Source organism: Rhizobium ecuadorense, assembly GCF_001187535.1.
GTDB classification, from domain to species: Bacteria; Pseudomonadota; Alphaproteobacteria; order Rhizobiales; family Rhizobiaceae; genus Rhizobium; species Rhizobium ecuadorense.
The window spans coordinates 36,831-57,545 of the sequence record NZ_LFIO01000120.1; the positions used below are offsets into that span (position 1 = coordinate 36,831).

The following is a 20,715-nucleotide window of genomic DNA, read 5'->3' on the forward strand; positions in this document are numbered from 1 at the left end:
CATCACCCCATCGACGCCGCCGTTCGTGACCAAGAATTCCACGCGCATCGCGAGCCTCGCCTAAGACACCTCGCAAACGAGTCGTAAACACGTGTCTTAAGCCATCACAACTACAGCCGGCAGTCGACCGTCACCGGTGACAAGGGCCGTTAAAGTTCACCTAGTCCATCGGCAGGACCTCTAGGTCCAGCTTCAAGCGCAGGGCCTCCGGGTCATAGGCCCGGCCAAACCGGTTGTTCAGGAAGTCGGGCAGTGCGACCTCTTCTTGCCGAACGACGCCATTCTGAGGCAGCTTTCCGTCGGCCAGAAGGTCAAGAACCGTTGTGATGCCGGCGGCGGTCGTGATCTGAATGGAGCTCATCGCTTTACCCGCCACCACGCCAGAGTAAACCTTGTTGGCATAGGTCTCCTGCAAATAGCGACCGTCTTTCCATCCGCAGACGGTGACGAAGATGACCACAACGTCTTGCATCGTAGCAGGCAGAGCGTTCTCGAAGACGTCTTTCAGCAGGTCTCGGCGATTCTTCAGATTGAGGTCATTCAGCAGAGCCTTGATGATCGCCTGGTGACCGGGATATCGGATTGTCCGATAGTTCATATTGCGGACGCGGCCTTCGAGCGTCTTGGCCAGGGTGCCCAGACCGCCGGATGTGTTAAAGGCCTCATAGGTGATGCCATCCAAGGAGAATTCTTCCCGTTCCTCCAGTGCAGGGACCGTGACGAATTTGCCCTCTACAATAGCTTCGCACGGTTCAATGTATTCGTTGATCAGACCATCCGTGCTCCAGGTGAGATTGTAGTTGAGAGCGTTGGACGGGTATTGCGGCAGTGCGCCGGCGCGCATCCGAACGCTATCCAGCGTGTCGAAACGCTTTGCGAGGTCATTGGCAACAATCGAGATGAAACCGGGAGCAAGACCGCACTGAGGAATGAAAGAAACGTTGGCGCACTTGGAAAGCTCTTCGACCTTCTTTGTCGTTGCGACATCTTCCGTGAGATCGAGGTAGTGAACGGAAGCTTCCAATGCGGCCTCGGCCACTTTGCCGGTCAGGTTGAATGGCGCCGCGGACAAAACGGCGAATTTTCCCTTCAGCAACTTTACGAGCTCAGTCTTGTCGGTGATGTCGACTACCTTACTCGAAATCGCAGTATGCTTGTCGAGCTTATCTAGCTGCGCCTGATCGCGATCTGTTACCACGACGGTGTAGTCGTTCGTCGCAGCCAACATCAAAGCGATAGCGCCGCCAATCTTGCCTGCGCCAATGACCACTACATCCTTCATATCAGTTCCCTTGCAACTATCCACCTTCTGCGATCGCGGACGTAGTTCATATCAAGATTGTCACCAGCGCCGTTTAAAGATTTATCAAAAGTGGCGGCACCTGAAGCGGGTGTCTCTTCCAAGTTCACGACATGAGGCTCCCTGATATTTTGGAGTTGCAAAGCAAAGATAGCAAGTCGATGACATTCATGCCGTGCCCACTGATCATAGCCCGGAATATGCTATTTTTTGCCAATCCCCAAAGTTGCACTCGAGGAGATATATCTCCTCAAACAACGAAGTCAAAGCGCGGCATCTTGCAAGTACTTGTTTGCGGACGCCGCGCAATATCACTGATCGCGACGTTCGGGATAGTCGGCTAGCAACTTCGATAATGTCCCAGATTGCGTTCTGTCTAGGACACGTTCGCCATGAGGCATGGCATCAAAGAGGTCCGAGTTACGGCCGCCTTACTCAGTATGCTGAACCCGACTGGTCATTGAGGTCGTGGCGCTCTATCCCCGTGAGCGGCGGGTTGAAGATGCTGACGAGGATCAGGTCTCGGTCGCCGCCCCCGCGCAAATAGTGCTTGTCGTGCTTGTCGAGCACATAGATGTCGCCTGGGCGGACCGGATAGATATTGCCCTCCATGTCCTCAACCTCGCCCTCCCCGGCGATGCAGTAGCAAGCCTCGAGATGGTTGCGGTATTGAAGCAGCGACACGGTGTTCGCCCTCACCACCGTATGGCAGACGGTGAAGCCCATGCCGTCCTTTTCCGTCAGCAGACGGCGGCTAGTACCGCTGCCCCACTCCACGAAGTGATCCGTAGCTTCGACGTCCAGTAGGCTGCGCACAAACATCGCGTCCTCCTCATGTCAGAAGATTTCAAAGTTGCCGTAATCCCAGTTCAAATATTCCTTCCTATCTGGCAGCATTTCGCAATCGCCTCACGATGGCAGCCCGATACGGCGAGATCGCCCAAAGCGTATGCAGTTACGGGCAGCGACTGCCGCTTCTGATGATCTCCTTTCTACTAAACTGCTTCGAACAGGCCCGCGCCGCGTCCGGGCATGCCTCAATGGCCTCCAGTCTTGTAACGGCCCTCAGCGAGCTGCTTAAGCGTCTGACGCATTGCTTTCCTTAGTGATTGCGGAATCAACGGTGGACGGCTCCGGACTCGCAATTGGCTGTTACAAAACTTGTGCCAATTTAGTGGTCGAGGCCTAGAAGAGTGATTCTGACGGCTCTTCAGCTATTTAAACTAGGGTTGACCATGAGATTTGGCCATACAAGCCTATGTTGCGGACCCGACAGTACCAACACAAGATGTCGGATGTCGGTCAAGCAGATGCTCCACGACTATGTTACCGTCGGAGAAAGGGAAAAAGATAAATCGCATAGAGGCCGATTTGTCTGGCCGGCGCGTGCCGCCGCATCTCCCAGGCCTTTTCGCCGGCGACGCGGCGGACGATCGGTTCCACCCATGCCCTTGCCGGTCGTCGACAAGATATTCCGTGGTAGATCAAGTTTCTGAATGAAGGCAAGTTTCGCCGTCATGCTGAGGTTGTTGTCGAGAGATGCCTGGCCAGCATCACCGCTCATCGTATTGAAGCCGGTCTGCCCGTCTGCCTCGGCAATAGACCCTTCCAGCAATGCGACAGTAGTTGCTGAAAGGCGAGCGCTCACCCCGGTCAACCAGCTATCGAAATAATGCTGCCGTTGCGAACGCACCAGGCGTTCCAGTTCCTTGTGTGACGGGCCGTATATGCAACGGTCCCGGCACCACAGGAAAACCTGCTCGAGCATGGCGCCAATCGATTGTCCGGTCGGACATGCCGGTGTCGTGGTCTCCCGTCTGGCAGAGGTGGCGGACGCAGTTGGCGTAAGCTACGGGGTTGCGTCCTATAGTTCCTCATCCAAAGCCGCGGTTGACGCCCCAACGCTAGCAGCCGCCGAAACGTTCACGTCGGGTTCTGCGCTCTCCGCAACAAACACTGTCTTGGGCAAGCCGGCCTTTGCCGATCGTTGAGCAAGTTGGCCCGGCTTCCGGCACCAGACTTTCATCAAGGTGATCACCTGTCGGCGGCAGCGGCGGAATTGGACTGATGAGGCGAGGGCACAGATTCTTGCCCACAACGTTCTTCAACTCGGCCCAGTCCGGCGATATGTTCCCTCATCCTGGTTTCAGGCATGCCTTCAAGGCCCTGTCGGCTCGACACTTGGATTTTACAGGCGCCTGGCTGCTGGCCGACTGCCGCGCCCGTTCCGTGATGATAAAAGTATTGTGCCGTGTTGGGTTCTTCACAAATATGTCCAGCACCCTACGTAGTTCTCTGCTCGGAAGCGGTTAGGGTCTGCGCCTTGACGCCGAAGATGGCCCTCTACAAGTTGGGTGACAATGTCCCGAGAGTTCTGCTCGCGTTGGTTAGACGGGCAGGCTGGCTCTTTTAGCTATTTTGCATCGATGGCAGGCTCAAGGTTCTCTTGGAAGTCAGCATTGTAGCTGCCTCACCATGGCGTTGAATAGGCTGAGTCGACCAAAGTGCTGCGCCCATTACCGAAGATTGCGATGAGGCATCAGCGTCCTTCAGCAATCTTGCCAAAGAATGCAGGCTTGCGAGATCGACGTGCGGGACCGCCAGGCTGCGCCAACGACCACTCACTGATCGGTCGAAATCCACGATGGGACCTCAAGAAGTCGACCAGAAGAAGAACCAGAAAGGCTGCAGCGGAAATATGCGTCCCTTTGGACACCGCCTCATGCACGTGAACGGGTTGCCCGGACCAGGGATGCCACGGATACAAAAGCTCGCGAACCTCGGTCCCGTGGGTGTTCTGTCGTCGTGTTGTACAACCATTTCCGGCCGCACTGATCGCTCGGATACCAGACCCCGGCAAGCTATGCCGATACAATGCCGCAACCGGCTCCAACGCTACGCAAGATGAAGGCTTCGCGTTTCCGCCGGTTGCTCACACCGCGCCACTTGGCGTATTCAAAACCGCCGAGGCTCTAATCGCCGCCGGATGAAAATCCAGTGGCAGGTCACTTCTTCCATCCCTTGGTGTCCACCTATTTGGGTGGACACCTCATGCCAAAGCTCACTCAATTGCAGAAGGTGCGGGGAAAATCGCGCTTACGATCGTTCAGAAAACATTGCCTGTTTTTGGAGGCGCAGGCGGTGTTTGGCCAGGCCATTAACCAAGTACCGGTTTTGAGGCATTCTCTCACTCAACTCACCCAGCTTCACCGCCAAAACTGCATACGTTGGAACTCAACCACTGCCCAATATGGTCATTGATTTGCGGCACATTCAGAGCGCCAAGACAGCGCCCTTTTGCGTGACAGTTAAACTCAAACGGATGTCGGTGGCCGAGAACCCAGCCATCACTGCAAATTCCCCCGCCTCTATCCGCCAACGCCGCTCGGTCGTGTCGAAGAAGGCAAATGTTCGGGCGTCAAGTACGAAACGCAACCTTCGTTTCTCACCGGGTTCCAGGGCAATTTTCGAGAAGGCTTTCAGCTCTTTAACCGGTCTGGGTATAGATGCTTCAACATCGCCGACATAGATTTGCACCACTGCCGAACCTGGCCGCTCGCTGATGTTGGTCAATTCCAGTGTCACTGTCACCGCGCCGGCAGCGTCCGGTAGCCCTACCGTCAGGTCCGACATCGCAAAGCTTGAATAACCGAGACCATGACCGAACGGGAACAGCGGCTTAATGCCGTGGCGGTCGTAGTGCCGATAACCGACGAACACACCTTCGTCATATCGCACATGGCCGTCCTTACCTGGATAGACCGCGTCATCCTCGGTATGTGTGGGGTTGTCAGCCCAGCGCACGGGGAAGGTCTGTGCCAGTCGGCCCGAGGGCTCGGCCTTGCCGAGGAGCACATCGGCGATCGCGTTGCCAGCCTCCTGTCCGGGATACCAGCATTGCAGTACTGCACGAGCACCGGAAAGCCAGGGCATTTCCACCGGTCCACCGGTTTGTAGTACGACGATCGTGTTCGGATTGGCCGCAATTACCGCCTCAACAAGCTGGTTCTGCAGACCGGGAAGTGCAATACCGCGAAGATCGGAGCCCTCGGTATCCCAGTCGCCCGTTCTGCCCACGAAGACTACCGCATGATCAGCCTTTGCCGCGACGGCTGCTGCCTCGGCAATCTCCGCTTCGGCCGAAAATCTGCCTATTCCTACCCGAATTGCAGCGATATAGAGGTTGACGTGGTCGTGCCGGGCGTACTCGGCGACGACCTCGTATGTACGGCCGGCTTCGAGCGTGATTTCACCCACGACCTCTTCGCAGCCTTCTTCAAAGAATGTGGTACCACGTATCCAGGAAGCCCAAGCGTCCACCACAAGTCTGCCGTCCACATAGACCCGGCCAAGCCCGGCCGAGGTTAGTCCGACGCGATAGATGCCGGCTTCCGAGGCTGTGAAGATGGTGCGCATTCTAGCCGAAAAGCGAAGGGGATCGACAAAGCCCTCGGCCACGGGGGGCAACCATACACCAAGGCTCGACGGTTCCTCGACGACCTTCACCGGTTCGCCAGCTAGCTCCCTTCCTTGGAAAAACTCGAAGGTTGTGGGGTTTTCGATTAGCGGCTGAAACCGATAATTGTTGCAACCCTGAGCGTAGCACAAATTCTCCTCACCCAGCGCGTCCACCAGCCCCTGCCACGGACTGATGACATAGTGAGGGTTCAACTGCGCCGAGCCGCCTCCCATCACCTGCGCGACCTTAGCATTGGGTCCAATGATGGCGACCATACCTTGCTGAGCCAATGGCAGGATCCCGTCATTCTGTAGCAGAACTGCGCTTTCCGCTCCCGCGCGCCTGATCAATGCCCTATGTTTCGGTCGATCAATGGCGTACTCCTTAAACTCGCGATGATCGTTGATAGCGCCGGTGCGTTCCATCAAAGTCAGGATATTGCGCACACAGGCGCGGATCGTCTCGACACTAACCTCGCCGCCTTCGACCGCAGCCAGTAGCTTGGAGCCGCGATCGCGAGTCGGGCCCGGCATCTCCAGATCCAGCCCGGCATTCACGGTGGGTGCGGTCGAACGCGAGCCGAACCAGTCCGACATCACCACGCCGTTAAAACCCCAGTCACCGCGCAGAACCTCGTTCAACAGCCAATGGCTTTCCGCCGTGTAAGTACCGTTTAGCTTGTTATACGAAGACATCACGGCCCAGACCTTTGCCCGCTTCACCGCCGTCTCAAAGGGTATCAGGTAGACTTCGCGCAGCGTGCGTTCATCGATATCTGAAGAGATGGTTGTACGTTCAATCTCGGACTCGTTGCCGACGAAATGTTTTATCGTGGCACCGACTTTCGTGGACTGCAGACCTTCGATATAGCCGACTGCAAGTTCCGCCGTCAGGATCGGATCCTCAGAGAAGCACTCAAAGTTGCGGCCGTTTGTGACGCTACGCTGGATGTTAACGGTGGGGGCTAACGAGACGTGGGCACCTTTTGAAAGAACCTCGTCACCTAGGGCACTGCCGATTTCCTTGGCTAGATCCGGGTTCCAACTCGCTCCGATGGCGATGCCCACCGGGAAAGCCGCTGCAGTCACACCTCCGACAAAAGACCCCGCCCCGCGGGCGCCGTTGGGGCCGTCGGTCAAGCGCAATCTCCCTATCCCTAGGCGGTCGATGGGCGGTAAAGACCAGAACGTATCGCCGGAAAGTAGCGAGACCTGCTCCGCCAAGGTCATATTATCGAGCAATGCTTTCTTATCAATCATCTTCTCTGCTTCTTGAATCTCAATACTTAGCTGTCCCAGATCGGCATCTCGAGATGCATATTGGGGAAGCTAGTGATCTCGGCGCCATGGAGCCGTCCATCCATAAAAAGGACGCCCGTTTGTTCATCAAGGCGTCGCGTCCCGCCGTCGCGAGGACGACGACATGTTCGAAGCCTTCACATAGCCGAGATGCGGTCACCGCTTTCCATTGAAAACAAGGGACATCGCGGCAATCGATTTCAGCAGTGAAAGTTGTGCCGGCTGCGGCAGCGCCGGTTCTGTTACGGAGTTATTCCTCCGCAAGTTTGTGAGACAGTTTGAACCTTAGCAAGCTTTATCAGACAATCTGTTGACAGACAACCTCGGTCGCGCAGCTTTCGTGTCGTCATTGATGATTCGATGCTTCCCTCGGAGGCGGATCCCGATTGATGAAGTTTCTTCACCGCCTATGGACAAGGATCGACCACAATGGACAGGCTGTTGTCCCGTGTCCGGCTACAGAGTAATCATTTTCGTACTGTCTTTCATAATCAGCATTTGCGCGGTGGGGTTTTCGGGGCACTACGCCGCGGGTCTCCTACAAGGCCGCCTGGAAACCTCGAGCGAGGTGATGCAGGTGCTCTCGTGTTTCCGTGACGTCTCCGCCTCGTCCGTCTGCATCGCCCTCACGCCGTGCTTGAATCCTCCCTACATATGCAGGCATTTCCGGTTGATATCGATCCAGATTGTCTGAGAGCTACCAGTATTCGTTGATCCTGCCGTTATAGCTTTGCCTGCTCGTCTGCACAAATTTAGATATCGAGAGATCAAAAACGGGCGCCTGGAGGAGAGCCGTGGCAGTACCGCATTCGTACCGGCTGGTTGTGTCAGACAGCCGAAGACTTGCGGATTCTCTATCATCATGGATGGCCTCGGCTCAGAGAGGGATCGGAGGCTGTCACGTATTTTTTTCCGCTTTCGGCATGTTAAAGGATGCCAGGCGATCTTGCTGCCAATTATTTTTCTGGCTGCGAGCGACCGCTTTCTGCCGGCACTCAAATTCCCCTGGTGAAGCAGGGCTATCGCATATGAGCGATGATAGAGATGAGGAACTGATCGTCCCACCCTGCCTTCTTGATCTTTCGACGAATGGAGGCCTTATCTGGATGGGCTCGGATGAGGTTGAGGGCAATCTTTCGTAACAGAGCAATGTTTGCCGGTCCGTGATCCTTACGGTTTCTGGCGGCATCCTCGCGGAACTGGACGTCGAGCACCCAGTGCAGTTTGTTTTCGATCTGCCAATGAGTTCTGGTTACCTCGATCAGGGCGGCAGCCGACATGACGGTGGAGAGCAGGAAGTAGCGGACATGGCTGGTCAGACGGCCATCGGCATGACGGCTTGTGGCCTCGACGGATCCGATGGCCTGCAGGCCGGGGAAGTCGATGTCATTGACGGCGACGATGCAGGCACGGCGTCTTTCGCAGCGGTCATGGTCATTCTGACGGGCCTCCAAACCCCTGATCGAGTGGCTGAGGGCAGACCCGGAAACGCCGCGAAGCGCGGCGGCCTTTCGGCCCCCCCCCCGCACGCGCGATCGCGACGAAAGTTTCAAGGTCGGCCAGATCGGCCCGCGTTGATACCATGAGTTATGGATACTCGCACTTGTACTGAAAAAGATCGCCCTTGCCGGCGCCGACCTTGCTTCAGGCCGGCCGGCACCTTCAATCCTTATTTAACTGGCCCTGTATTTGGTATGTGATGGCCGAGGAAGCAGTCAAAAATTTGACCTAGTGATCCATGTTGGATCCTGCGAAGGACGGCGGAGATGGCCCGGTCGCTGAAAAACGAAAACGTCCGGGATTAGATCGTCATGCAATGAAGATCTTCGTGTCCACAGCCACGAGAGACGGCACCGGTTGGTTCCGCGAGGCGGTCTAACAGTCCCGGAGGTTCTAGTTCTGAGCTCTCGAAAACGCGGGCTACCAGTCCTGCCGGGTTGCATGGACGAAATGTCGTTGATCGTGATCTCCGGGGGCTGGTCTAGTGCATAGACCACGGCTTCAGCCACCGACGACGGCGGAATACCCTGCTTGTTGAGCTCTCCGGCGATCTTTCTGCCCGTCTCGTCATGAACCTTGTCGGCCCAGCCGGTATCGATCACGCCAGGGCTGATCATAGACACTTGGATCCCGCTACCCACGCCCACCTCCTTCCTGAGGCTTTCGGTAATACCGCGTATGAAGAACTTCGTGGCTCCGTAAACCCCTGCCGCCTCGCCGACATGAACGCCGGCGATAGAGCTCATATTCAGGATGCGGCCGGACCGGCGCTCCAACATCGACGGCAGCACCGCGGCGATCGCATGCAGATAGCCACGCAGATTGGTATCATCTTGTTCCAATCGCCGACGGCGGCATCCTTCCAATAGGAAAAGAGCATGAGGCCGGCATTGTTGACCAATATATCGACCGGGCCGTACGTCGTTGTGGCGAACGCGACGAGGGCCTTGGTACTCTCAAAATCCGTGGCATCAGCAACCTTGTAGCTGGCAATACCTCCCGAACCGGTGATGTCTTCGACGATCTGACTGAGGCGTTCCTCATTGCGGCCGGCAAGGACGACGCGCGCACCTTTTTCCGCCAATCCTCTGGCGGTCGCCGCTCCAATGCCCGAGGAAGCCCCTGTGACGATGGCGACCTTGTTTTTCAGATGTGACATGCTCCTTCACTGCGGTTGGGTCAATTCGGCTTGCCGCGCGGCTTTGACGGGCTCGGGGGTCGTCCGGTTTTCCAACACCTGGCGCTTGGTTTCCTGATCTCCGCCGACGATATGGTCGATGCCGTTCATGAGAGCCTCGAACCCCTGCTGGGCGACGAGCGTCTTGTCGTTTTTTTGTTGGCCACCGAGCTTCGTACCGCCCATTCCAGCGTTCGCGTGGAAGTCGCTGTTGGTGGCGCCCGGAAGGAGTGCCGTCACCGTGACCCCGGTCGAGCGCAACTCCTCGCGCAGAGATTCCGCGGACATATAACCAAATGCCTTCGACGGGCCGTAAACGGTTTCGTATGGCGTGGGCAGGGTCGCCGAAACCGAGGAGGTGATGAGAATCCTGCCGCGGCCGTTCTTGACCATATGTTGGACGACGCGTTTGGCCATATGGACGGTCCCGGTTACATTGATCGCAAGCAGGCGAAGCTCATCCTCGAGATCGTTATCGACGAAGGCGCCGCCAATACCGATACCGACGTTCAGAGCCGCGGCTTCCAAGGGGCGCCCCAGCCCCTGCGTAAAGGTCCAGAACCTCTCGACGCCATCGTACGTCGAGGCATCCGCTTTGAACGGATATGCTTCGGCATCAAGGCTTCGTAGCGCATCGGCGGCCTCGTTCACCTTGTCGCTTGAGCCTGAAATGGCGACATCGAATCCATTCTTGGCGAATTGTTTGCCAAGCTCGAAGCCTATTCCAGATGAGCCGCCCGTGATCATTGCGAGTGGTTTATTCCCTGTCATGATTTCACTCCTTTGGTTTGGTCAGCACTACGATCGTCTCGAGGCGCTGGTGACCAAATGCCCGTGGAGCCGATTGGTTACATGAGCAAAATTGATCGGGGCGGTGAGTGAAAATCATCCACCGATCTGGCAGGGACCAGGAGTGCGTTACCTTTTTGGTCCCGTCCGCGGTCGAACTGGCCAGGCATTCCCTACGTCACGAAGGCCCTTGAGTGAACACGGCTCATCGGTGCGTGCGATCCCGCTCACTTCAAGTAGCCGTCGCGCTACCCTATTCTTATAGTGCGATCGAACGGTCGTTCGCAGCCTGCGGATATGATCCGACGACCCAAGCGCCCGAGTAGCGTTGATGGACTTCTCTGCGCTGGTGCCATCGGCCGGCACGCTTCTCGGAGAAAAATTCCACGGCGACGGCTTGTCCGGCACACCTTCCAGCGGTGACGGTCCAATGACGGGAAAGACAAAAAATGAGCGAGAGAATGAACAGCGTCGTTGCTCCTGGCCGCGTTGCGGTCATCACGGGAGCTGCGAAGGGCATCGGCTTGGCAATCGCGAGGGCTCTCGCGGCCCGCGGCATGAAGCTCGCGCTGCTGGATCTCGACGCCGACGCACTTGAGGATGTTACTTCGACACTCGACACGGACATCCTGATCGTGAGCGGCGACGTATCAGATTTGTCGGCACTGACCAGGTTGCGGGACGAAACGATTTCGCGGTTTGGCGACGTGGCCGTCCTAGTAAACAACGCGGGCATAACGCAAGGAGCCGGCCCTTGGGACAATCCTGCAAAGTGGCGACGCCAGATCGATGTAAACTTCGGAGGTGTTCTGGCCGCGCAACACGTCTTCGTGCCCTACATGATCGAAGCCGGTCGCCAGTCGGCCGTTGTCAACCTCGGCTCCAAGGAAGGTATTACGACTCCTCCAGGTAACGCCGCATATTCGGTGGCGAAGGCAGCTGTCAAAGTCCTGACCGAACAGCTGTCGCACGAGCTTCTGAAGGAGACGGGAGGTCGTGTTTCGGCTCATCTCCTCGTCCCTGGCTACACGTGGACACCCATGAACACCGCACTCAAGCCGCAGGGCATTGCGAAACCCGATGAGGCATGGACCGCAGAGCAACTGGTGGAATACTTCCTGGTCCGTCTGCTCGACGAGAATTTTTACATCATCTGTCCGGATAACGCGGTTACGTCTGCGATCGATGCCAGAAGGATCCGCTGGGCGGCCGACGACATGATCCTGAACCGGCCGGCGCTTTCACGCTGGCACCCCGACTGGATGGATAAACTCGCAGCCTGGTTGAAGTCAGGTCACTGACGGTGGAATGTTTGTAGAGGAGAGTAATCCAATGCCCAGACCCTATGTAATCTGTCACATGATGTCGCCGCTGGATGGCCGATTGATCGTCAATGATTGGGCCGAGGCAACCGGCCATTCGGTCGATGAGCTCGTGAAGATCTATGACGGCCTGCATGAGAAGATCGGTGCCGACGCCTGGCTTTCGGGAAGAGCGACGGGAGAAGAGTTCGCGGACGCCGTCGACCGCCCCTATCAAGCAACCGGCACAGCCGCGCGACCGATCCATATCGCCAACCCGGACGCCGGCGAGTTCGCTGTCATCGTGGATAAGGACGGTCGGCTACGCTGGGACAAGAGCGACATTGAGGGAGCTCACCTTGTGGTCCTGACAGGATCTGACGTGGATGATGCTTACCTGGCGGGCCTCACCCAGGCTGGCGTTTCCTATATCGTCTCGGAGAAAGATGGCGTCGATCTGAAAAACGCGCTCGACCTTCTTGGAACCGAGTTCGGTGTGAAGCGCTTGATGCTGGAAGGCGGGGCGCAAACCAATGGCCATTTCTTGAAGGCGGGTCTTGTTGACGAGGTCAGCCTGGTCATCTTCCCTGCGATCGGAGGCAAGTCGAGTACACCGGCCATATTCGAGGGCGGCGAGGATGGGCTTGACGGCAGGGCGAGGCTCACGTTTATCAGCGCCGAAGCCGCTGGCCTCGGCTCCGTGCATCTGAGATATCGCGTTGGACGTCCATAAGAGACGTCCATAGGAGAAGATTGTGGAAGGGCTCCCTCCTGCCGTCGTCGAAATGATCGTCGAGGAGCAGGGCGCGATACTCCTGAGCAAGCAACCTAGTTTCGAGATCATCGCGCAGCGCAGAGAGCCGGAAGAACTGGCGTAGTCTGCCCGTGGTGTCTCTCCGATTAGGCGGTGTGATGAACGGTATGTGACGCCGACATTAATGCCCGCGGCGGTGACCGCGATATGAGCGTCAAGGCGTTGCTCGAGTGCAGCTCGACAAACAAACAAGGTGAGACGCGTATTGCCGCACGTAACGATGCTCCCCACAAAAATGTCGGGCCTACTACACCTGCTGTCAGGTTTGTCAGGTGCGCGCCATGGTGCTGTTCCGCCCGACTTCCTACCGCGCTCTCGTGGAAGTCCTTGAAGCATAGGCACAAGATTCCTTCTGAGGCTCGATCCGGCCAGAGTGGCATGAGTCTTGAAACTTTCTCGTCGCGCGGCGGCAGCTGTCTTCTCCCGAGAAAGCGCGCGAGTCAAAGTCGAATTGCAGGTGAACGCATGGTGACGCAGTAGAACTTTGTGGATGCGGTTCGACCCGGGGAGAACAAAACTCCGGGCAGAGGTTTGGGAGGGTTGTTTGTCTGTGTCTGACAAAATTGCGATCTTCGGTATGGCGAGCGTTTTTTCGGTCACCCATGCGCTATTCGCAGTCGCTCAAGAGGCCAGGGCCGTGACTAACCCCCTGGCCTATATGCTGCAACCTATCACAAAATCCCAGGGGATGCTGAAAACCTTCGAACAAAGCCGGGAGACATTTCCGGGCGAGGTTCTGCTCGATATGAACGCTACCTATCTCGACCGACAGATCTACAATCCGGCCACGGCGCGCTACGACCACGTTAAACTGCGCGGCTATCAAGACGCCCGCCAGACCGGCTTATCCGGTGCCGACACGCCATTGGTTGGACCGACCATCGATCTACGGCCCGGTCAGACGGTGCGGGTAACGCTTCACAACCTGTTCCCTCAGGATTCCACCTGCGGCATCGGCGGTGGCAGTGCCAATACCCCCCATTGCTTCAACGGTACCAACCTGCATTCGCACGGTCTCTGGGTAAATCCGTCTGGCAATGGCGATAATGTGCTGATCTCAATCCGTCCCGGCGTTTCGTTCCAATATGAATACAACATCGCCGTTGAGCATCCCGCCGGCACCTTCTGGTATCACCCACACCTACACGGATCAACCGCATTGCAGGTGTCGAGTGGCATGTCCGGGGCGTTGATCATCCGTGGCGATCGCATGCCGACACCGACCGAGACTGGCGATATCGACCGCCTATTGAAGCGGCCGGGCGGCTCCGATATCGCCGAACGGGTTTTGGTGCTACAGCAGATTCAATATGCTTGCACCGATAACAATGGCGACATCACTTATGATTGCCAGCCAGGACAGGTGGGCGGCATCGAAAGCTACGATCAGTTCGGACCTGGCAGTTGGCCGGCTTCGGGCCGCTTCACCAGCGTCAACGGCCAGGTGCTTGGTCAGTTGGCATCAGCGGAGGCTGGCTCGGTCGAGCGGTGGCGGATGATACACGCCGGGGTTCGCGACACCATCAATTTCGAAATCCGGCGCAAGACCGGGACGACCGCGTTCCGCACGCTTGCGGCAGCGGACACCGACAGATGGATCGACCAGAATTGCGGCAAGGATACTATTCCGTATGGGGTGGTGGCCCAGGACGGGCTGACAATGGCGCAGGTGCAGATGCGGCAGCAAGCGATCCTGCAACCGGGCTACCGCGTTGACGCGCTGGTGGTGTTGCCAGGAGCGGGTGACTACTGCATCATCGATGGCGCCGCACCGGCAGCGGCCAGCGTCAACCAGGAGGCTCCAAGCCGACGGCTTCTCGGCATAGTCACTGCAGTAGGCGGCCATGCCGTCAATGGCGAGATCGGCACCTATCTGCAGGATTGGCTGATTTCGGCGGCTGAGCGCACGATGTCACAGAATGTCGCCGGCAAGGTTATCGATGACCTCAAGAACGAGATGTCGCTCTCAAGCTTTATTCCCCATCCGGACATCGACGCGGGCGAGGTCACCGGCGAGCAGCAACTGGTGTTTAACATCGATGTGAAACAGCCGGGTGCCGCCTTCTTCGAGGTTGACGGCAAACCTTATGATCCCAACCGCATCGACCGGACGTTGCCGCTGAGCGGAGTCGACGAATGGACGCTCCGCTCGGATTTCGTCAGCCACCCATTCCATATCCATGTCAATCTCGTTTCAGATCATCAAAATTGTCGATGCGGCCGGCAACGATGTCAGCGCGCTTGGCGCCGATGACGACGGCGATCCGCAATATCCAGGCTTGAAAAATGTCTGGAAGGACACGCTGTGGATCAAGAATCCCGGCACCGATCCGTCGGCGCGCTACACGATCACCGTGCGGACGCACTACCAGCGCTATATCGGCGAGTTCGTTCTGCATTGCCACATCCTCGATCATGAGGACCAGGGCATGATGCAGAACATCAGGATCACCCTGCCGGACGGCCAGGGTGGCACCGTTTCCGGCCATCATTAGGGCGTCGATCGCCATTGGGAGGAACTATGAGCTTCACTGGCACTTGGAGTTATCGCAGCCTGATCAACAATCCCGATTTATCGGTTGATTTCAATGCACTGGAATTTGGCCAGGGAACGCTGGTGCTGACCGAGTTGGCTCGGCGCAAGGTCGGCGGAACCATTGGTGGGCCCGGGTGGTCGCTGGAATTGACCGGTACGGTGCGTCCGGGAGACCCTGTCGAGCTGCAATTCACTGGAAAGGGCGATGTGGCCGGCGAGACCTGGATCTACAGCTATCGCGGCTACATCGTGCCGAACTGGCCGAATGGCGTCGATCAAAGGGACGCCATTGTCGGTAGCATCGTCCGCGACGTCCCGCATTCGCATGGGGTCGCCGCAGCCGGCTACGTTGCCTCCTGGTATGCCGTGCGACAGTGATGCTCCAGCATTTGCCGCAGCTCGAAGACATTCGGATCAACATTCACCGGCCAGGGTCTGGGTCGACGGACCGATGCCTCACATTTGAACCGCGTGCTCTGGCGGTTCAGCGGGATGTGCTGCCCGAACTTGTCGAACACGATCGTCGCCAGCAACTGAGGGCCGATGAAGCCGCGCGGGCGTCGCATGGAACGGTGCGGGAGCCTGACTGATCGCCTCGCAATCGCGGCAGGTAAATTTCTCGCGCACCGTCTCGATCACCTTGAATCGGCGCGGGATATCCTCCAGCGTTTCCGTCACATCCTCGCCCAGCTTCGACAGCCGCGAGCCGCCACAGCAGGCACATGCCGTCGGCGCTTCGATGACGATGCGTGCGCGCTCGACGTCTTTGGGCCACGCCTTGCGCACTGGACGCTTGCGGGCGAAGGCGCGCACGGACTGTGTTCTGACTGCGGCCTCTTGGACGCTCAGTTCGTCCTCGGCGGCCTACGCCACGAGCTCTTCGAGCTGCAAATTCCAACTGATCGATCAGCCGCTGCGTGCGCTCGCGGCGCGGCCCGTGCTTCTCGCGCTCCAGCTTGCCGATCAGCAACTGCAAATGCACGTTGAGCGCCTCAATGCTCGACAGCCGCGCCTTCGCGTTGGCCGCTTCCGCCTCAGCTTGCAGCCGCGCAGCACGTTCGGCCAGCAGCGCCGGATGAGCGCTGGCAAGGTCCGATGGCAGGGTAAGCGGCGGCAATGTCATAACGACATTGAATCAGATTTCTCAACAATCTCAATGCAAAAATTGAGTCAAACCCGGCTGGGGCGCCAGGTTTCCTGCCGTGCGCGCCAGTCAATTCCCTCCAGCGACAACGCATGTTGATGCCCCTCCTGGTGAGGCTGAATGATTCTCAGATCGAGTTGATGAATGGTACGGTTGCGAAGGTCGCGAACCGCGTTGACGACCGCCGGGGAATTTTGGAACAAATATGCTCCGGTTGATTGCTGGTCGATGAGCAGGCGCTTCCGCCTGATTTGAACGTAAATCCAATTGACGGGAATATCGAGCCTGGCGGCAAGTTGTACGGCGCTGAGCAAACTAGGTTCGTGTGTCCATCTGTTGCGCTGTGCCTTTACCTAGATGCCCGCTGCAGGCGAAGGCGTTGCACAGTGATTGGCAAAACCTTCTCCTCACAATTGGGCGAATGGTGTCCTTCGCGCGTCAGTATTTCAGGCTTCGACATATCCCTGTGTCGCAGACACGGGTATCAGCAAGGTCGATCCACCACGATGTTCAACCTCATACGACGGCGCGAAGTTGCCGCCTCTACGTCCCACCTCACGGATCACATTAAAGGAGCGTCCAAATAACGGATGGCTCGGATCCAGCACCTCGATCTTGTCCGGTGATGATTCGTCAGACTCACAAGCAGGGATATTTCTGTAGACCTTCGAGCAGATAACAGAGCTGCGCCGGTGTGATCACCACCGTGCCGTCAGCGGCTGACGGCCAGATGAAGCGGCCGCGCTCCAGCTTCTTCGTGAACAGACAAGCGCCCTGGCCGTCACGCTAGATAAACCTTCCTCGCTCCAATTTTTTCGTGAACAGGCAGGCCCCCTGGCATCGTGCCAAACGACCTTGATCAGATCGCCGCGTTTGCCCCAAGGCGGCGCATCCTCGGATGCTTACTTTTGTCCGGAAAGCTTGCCGTTTTGGCCGCATTGAACTCATCAAATAAGGATTTGCGCCGCGCGGACGAGCACGCGGCGCTTTTATTCGGCAGGGAAAGCAGCTTCGTCTAAGCCTTTGGCCATATTCGATGAATTCTTGCTCCACAATCTCTGACGGGCCAGCGCCGGCAGGGCAGAGGAGATTAATCCTTCAAGAGGCTTTTGTTCTCAGTCATCGGCACGTACTGGAAAGTGTCTTGTCCTTGCTCAATGGCCGGACCGGAGCCGCCTTCGTAAGCGAGGTTCCAGCTCGTGACTATCTCAGTGTTGTTGCCGTTGACCTGTGCGTAGCCGGTCCATCCGGTTGCGGAATTGCAGTTCTCCGTCGAATTGTTCCAGCCGACCGAAAATGCGATGAACGTCCCGTTTACCCTTCCTGTTAGCGGATAGGGCGAGTTCTGGCATCCGGTGCCCTGGGCTCTGTTTACATATTGGCCGGAGACATTTCCGAACGAGTCGACTTGAATGATCATCGTCGAGCCGGACTGGTTCTGCCAACTGCTGGAAGCCGATGCGATGCTTGAAAAATCCTTGAAGTTGCTTGCATCGAAAGCAAAAGCTGAGGTTGCTACAGCAAACACAAGTGCTGCAACTGCAGTAGTACGGATCATGGTTTTTCCTCCTGATGTGCGCCGACCGTCGGCGATCGTACCGAAGGTTGCATATAAACTCGTAATAATCAATCAATCCGAGTAGCAATTTCCCGGGTTGAGAAAACCGAAAGACGGGCCGCGCGTTGCGTGGCGCGGCCCGAGAACGAGCATCAGGAGTGAAGACTTACACGATGCAAATTACGAACGGGATAGCGCAACGCTAATATCTTGACCATCATTGGAACGGACAAACTGCATGGCCGCAACCCCGAGAGCTACCTCACGGACGTCCTAACCCAGATCAAAGATTAACCGGTAGATAGGCTTGAAGACCTGTTGCCGTGGAATATGCTTCCGACGGTCTCCACTGCGCAAAAGGCCGCCTGATGGCTCGTTCGATGCATATCTGCACGATCGAAGACGTGGCCACCATGACCGGCGAGAACCTCGAACTGCTCAGAGAGATCGTATCCATCCGAGCAGGGCCGCGGGATTTTGGGCGCCGCGCGTAGTAACGTCGGTTCATGGAGATCGGATCGAACTGCACGGAGATCGGGTGAGAATCGGCGCCGACGGTACGCCATCACATGACCGCGACAGACCCGATCATCCGCCAACACTTGCCGATCGTGCATGAGGCGATGCATCACGTCACCCATATGACCGTGCGCAACCGCGGCACCTTCGGCGGCAGCGTCGCGCATGCGGATCCAGCGACCGAGATGCCGATGATGACACGGTTCCTCGGTGGGACGGTCATCGCCTCCTCTCAGCGCGGCAGACGCGAAATACCTGCAGCCGATTTTTTTGTCGGATCGCTGGTCAACTCGTTGGAACCGGACGAGTTTGTAATTCGCGTCGAGCTCGACGCGATGAGACCGGATGCCGGATGGGGATTTGAGGAGTTTGCAAAACGCCACGGGGACTTCGCACTCGCTTGCTTTGCGACGACGCTGCATTGTGTAGATGGCAGGGCGTCTGACGTTCGCGTTGGCATGATGGGCGTTGGTGAAACCCAGCTGCGGCTTGAAGAGATCGAGGGCATCATCGAGGGGACGGATGTTTCCGAGCCGGTTCTCGATACGGTGGCGGATCGCCTGGCTGGAATCCTCACGCCCAACACGGATATCCATGCCTCTGCAGATTACCGCAGGCATCTCTCAGGCGTCCTTGCCAAACGGGCCCTTCGCGCCGCCTGGAGCCGCGCGAACCACGAAAGGCTTCAAGCAAGATGAGTGAGAAGACGATCACCGTCAGCGTCAACGAAGCGTATATGACGCGCACGATCGAAGCACGAACGCTGCTGAGCCACTTCCTGCGCCAGGATCCTTTGCCTGACCGGAACCCATGTCGGGTGCGAACATGGCGTTTGCGGTGCCTGCACCGTCATTCTCGATGGAAGGAGCGCACGCTCCTGTCTGATGCTTGCAGTGCAGGCAGACGGGAGCGAAATCGAAACCATGGCCAGGGAAGCGTCGATACTCGGACGAATCCAAGAAGCGTTCCGCCAGCATCATGGCCTGCAATGCGAATTTGTAGGCCCAGTTTCATCGTTGGCGATCATCGACCTTCTTCGCCACCATCCGCTGGAAACCGATGATAAGATCAGGGAAGCGCTCTCAGGAAACATCTGTTGTTGTACGGGCTATGAAAACATCGTCACCGCCGTCCGCGAACTGGCTAGCAAGAGAGGACCTTTAAGATGAAGATGCATTTTCTCGAGGCCGGCCGCCTTCGTATGCGCCGGTCCATCTACGTCCCTGGGGCGCTGAAGGAAGAAGCGATTGAATTGCCGGTTCACGCCACCCTGATGCGCCATCCCCAAGGCAACGCGCTGTTCGATAGCGGATGCAATCCAGAGGCCGCCATCGATCCAGGCGCGCGATGGGGTGGGTTAAGCAAGGTTATGACCCCGATCTTTTCGCCAGAGCGGACGGTCGTTCATCAGTTGAAGACTCTTGCTCTCGACCCCGAGGACATAGATGTTGTGATCTGTTCACATCTGCATCCCGATCATTGCGGCTGCAACGCGTACTTTCGGCGCGCAACGATCCTCTGCCACGAAGCGGAGGCGCAGGCCGCCACGGCAAGCGGTGCAGAAAATCAAGGCTATCTTCGAGGAGAATGGGACCAGCCCCAGGGTTTCCAGACCTTCAATGCCGAGCATGACGTCTTTGGCGACGGGCGCATCGTCTTGCTGCCCATGCCGGGTCATACCCCCGGAATGACCGTCGCCCGTGTCGAGCTGGAAAAAGATGGTTCATTTATACTCGCTTCAGATGCTGCCCCGCTCCAGGCGAGCGTCGACACCGGTATCGCTCCGAGAAATACTTGGAACATCGAACTCGCCGCAGAGGCACTCACTCGCCTGAAAGCTCTTCGGGAGCGGGGAGCTTCTATCATTTTCGGCCACGACGACGCGCAATGGCAAGAGTTGCGAAAGGGTGTGGAGTTCTACGAATGAGCCAGCAGGACCATTCCGTCGAGCTGCGGCCCAAACTTGTCGGCAAGCGGGACAAGCGCACCGAAGATCCACGTCTGCTGACGGGTGTTGGTCAGTATGTCGATGACATGGCGCCGCGGTATGTTGCATATCGCATTGCGACGCTCCGACCAGCCACATGCCCGAATCCTGAACATCGATGTCGGCGATGCGTTCTCGGTGCCCGGCGTCGTCGCGATCTATAACGCGAGCGACCTGGAAGGAGAGATCAAACCTGCCATACCGACCTCGCGTATGCGTGGTTATTACGCCACCCCCATATGGCCACTTGCACGCGGGAAAAGGTGGCCGTTCTATCGGATCGTGTCCCAGTACGTGGCGTAGGTGACGGTAGGGAGTAAAGCCGAGCGCCCG

At 57.4% G+C, this 20,715-nt stretch carries 13 protein-coding genes and 9 pseudogenes; 11 read left to right on the forward strand and 11 right to left on the reverse strand.

All coding sequences use genetic code 11. The features are described from left to right. Positions 1–160: 160 nt before the first annotated feature. The 3 genes and pseudogenes from AF337_RS04145 to AF337_RS39620 all read right to left on the reverse strand — a co-directional run. The gene (locus tag AF337_RS04145; RefSeq protein WP_049731164.1) at positions 161–1,282 is read right to left on the reverse strand and encodes a saccharopine dehydrogenase family protein; all 1,122 of its coding nucleotides are present in this window, start codon (positions 1,280–1,282) and stop codon (positions 161–163) included. Between the two features lie 453 nt (positions 1,283–1,735). Next, positions 1,736–2,122 carry an ectoine synthase gene (locus AF337_RS04150; protein ID WP_049731165.1) on the reverse strand — a complete coding sequence of 129 codons (387 nt, stop codon included), beginning with the start codon at positions 2,120–2,122 and terminating at the stop codon, positions 1,736–1,738. 525 nt (positions 2,123–2,647) lie between these two features. Continuing rightward, positions 2,648–3,095: pseudogene (locus AF337_RS39620) on the reverse strand (Tn3 family transposase); the annotation flags it as partial. 1,016 nt (positions 3,096–4,111) lie between these two features. Here AF337_RS39620 and AF337_RS41755 point away from each other — a divergent pair. Then, positions 4,112–4,290, forward strand: a pseudogene (locus AF337_RS41755) (IS3 family transposase); the annotation flags it as partial. Between the two features lie 283 nt (positions 4,291–4,573). Here AF337_RS41755 and AF337_RS04155 read toward each other — a convergent pair. The 4 genes and pseudogenes from AF337_RS04155 to AF337_RS04175 all read right to left on the reverse strand — a co-directional run bounded on the left by AF337_RS04155 (position 4,574) and on the right by AF337_RS04175 (position 10,505). Then, positions 4,574–7,018 carry a beta-glucosidase gene (locus AF337_RS04155; protein ID WP_012489435.1) on the reverse strand — a complete coding sequence of 815 codons (2,445 nt, stop codon included), beginning with the start codon at positions 7,016–7,018 and terminating at the stop codon, positions 4,574–4,576. Between the two features lie 1,058 nt (positions 7,019–8,076). Continuing rightward, positions 8,077–8,496 (reverse strand): annotated as a pseudogene (locus AF337_RS04165) (ISAs1 family transposase); the annotation flags it as partial. A gap of 276 nt (positions 8,497–8,772) precedes the next feature. After that, positions 8,773–9,716, reverse strand: a pseudogene (locus AF337_RS46445) (SDR family oxidoreductase). Positions 9,717–9,722: 6 nt separating this feature from the next. Then, positions 9,723–10,505 (reverse strand): SDR family NAD(P)-dependent oxidoreductase, encoded by a 783-nt coding sequence (locus AF337_RS04175; RefSeq protein WP_012489432.1) that lies wholly within the window; start codon positions 10,503–10,505, stop codon positions 9,723–9,725. A gap of 467 nt (positions 10,506–10,972) precedes the next feature. Here AF337_RS04175 and AF337_RS04180 point away from each other — a divergent pair, with 467 nt between their 5' ends. From AF337_RS04180 to AF337_RS04195, 5 genes and pseudogenes are all read left to right on the forward strand, one after another. Next, positions 10,973–11,824 (forward strand): SDR family oxidoreductase, encoded by an 852-nt coding sequence (locus tag AF337_RS04180; protein WP_041684022.1) that lies wholly within the window; start codon positions 10,973–10,975, stop codon positions 11,822–11,824. A 31-nt stretch (positions 11,825–11,855) separates the two neighbouring features. After that, positions 11,856–12,557 (forward strand): RibD family protein, encoded by a 702-nt coding sequence (locus AF337_RS04185; protein ID WP_012489430.1) that lies wholly within the window; start codon positions 11,856–11,858, stop codon positions 12,555–12,557. Positions 12,558–12,579: 22 nt separating this feature from the next. Beyond that, positions 12,580–12,702, forward strand: a complete 123-nt coding sequence (locus tag AF337_RS46030) for a hypothetical protein (RefSeq protein ID WP_257784633.1) — start codon at positions 12,580–12,582, stop codon at positions 12,700–12,702. Positions 12,703–13,182: 480 nt separating this feature from the next. After that, positions 13,183–15,133: pseudogene (locus AF337_RS04190) on the forward strand (multicopper oxidase family protein). Positions 15,134–15,159: 26 nt separating this feature from the next. Further along, a complete protein-coding gene (locus AF337_RS04195; protein WP_004674379.1) occupies positions 15,160–15,552 on the forward strand; it encodes a hypothetical protein in 393 nt (130 codons plus the stop codon). A 42-nt stretch (positions 15,553–15,594) separates the two neighbouring features. On the opposite strand, the pseudogene AF337_RS39645 reads toward AF337_RS04195, so the two are convergent. From AF337_RS39645 to AF337_RS04210, 4 genes and pseudogenes are all read right to left on the reverse strand, one after another. Then, positions 15,595–16,297, reverse strand: a pseudogene (locus AF337_RS39645) (transposase domain-containing protein); the annotation flags it as partial. A gap of 47 nt (positions 16,298–16,344) precedes the next feature. Then, entirely contained in the window at positions 16,345–16,632 is a 288-nt protein-coding gene (locus tag AF337_RS04205; protein ID WP_008534161.1) for a hypothetical protein, read from the reverse strand. 325 nt (positions 16,633–16,957) lie between these two features. Continuing rightward, positions 16,958–17,089: pseudogene (gene tnpB, locus AF337_RS39650) on the reverse strand (IS66 family insertion sequence element accessory protein TnpB); the annotation flags it as partial. 319 nt (positions 17,090–17,408) lie between these two features. Next, positions 17,409–17,876 carry an avidin/streptavidin family protein gene (locus AF337_RS04210; RefSeq protein WP_012489429.1) on the reverse strand — a complete coding sequence of 156 codons (468 nt, stop codon included), beginning with the start codon at positions 17,874–17,876 and terminating at the stop codon, positions 17,409–17,411. Between the two features lie 195 nt (positions 17,877–18,071). Between AF337_RS04210 and AF337_RS46450 the strand changes: the two are divergent. The 5 genes and pseudogenes from AF337_RS46450 to AF337_RS39660 form a co-directional block, all read left to right on the forward strand. After that, positions 18,072–18,245 (forward strand): annotated as a pseudogene (locus AF337_RS46450) (transposase domain-containing protein); the annotation flags it as partial. 200 nt (positions 18,246–18,445) lie between these two features. Then, positions 18,446–19,093 carry an FAD binding domain-containing protein gene (locus AF337_RS04215; RefSeq protein WP_041684021.1) on the forward strand — a complete coding sequence of 216 codons (648 nt, stop codon included), beginning with the start codon at positions 18,446–18,448 and terminating at the stop codon, positions 19,091–19,093. Between the two features lie 186 nt (positions 19,094–19,279). Continuing rightward, positions 19,280–19,564, forward strand: a complete 285-nt coding sequence (locus AF337_RS46200; protein ID WP_012489426.1) for a 2Fe-2S iron-sulfur cluster-binding protein — start codon at positions 19,280–19,282, stop codon at positions 19,562–19,564. Further along, positions 19,561–20,322: an N-acyl homoserine lactonase family protein gene (locus AF337_RS04225; protein WP_049731167.1), complete on the forward strand. Its 762-nt coding sequence runs from the start codon at positions 19,561–19,563 to the stop codon at positions 20,320–20,322. Before AF337_RS46200 ends, AF337_RS04225 begins: the two co-directional genes overlap by 4 nt. Further along, positions 20,319–20,643 (forward strand): annotated as a pseudogene (locus AF337_RS39660) (xanthine dehydrogenase family protein molybdopterin-binding subunit); the annotation flags it as partial. The gene AF337_RS04225 and the pseudogene AF337_RS39660, both read left to right, overlap by 4 nt. Positions 20,644–20,715 lie beyond the last annotated feature (72 nt).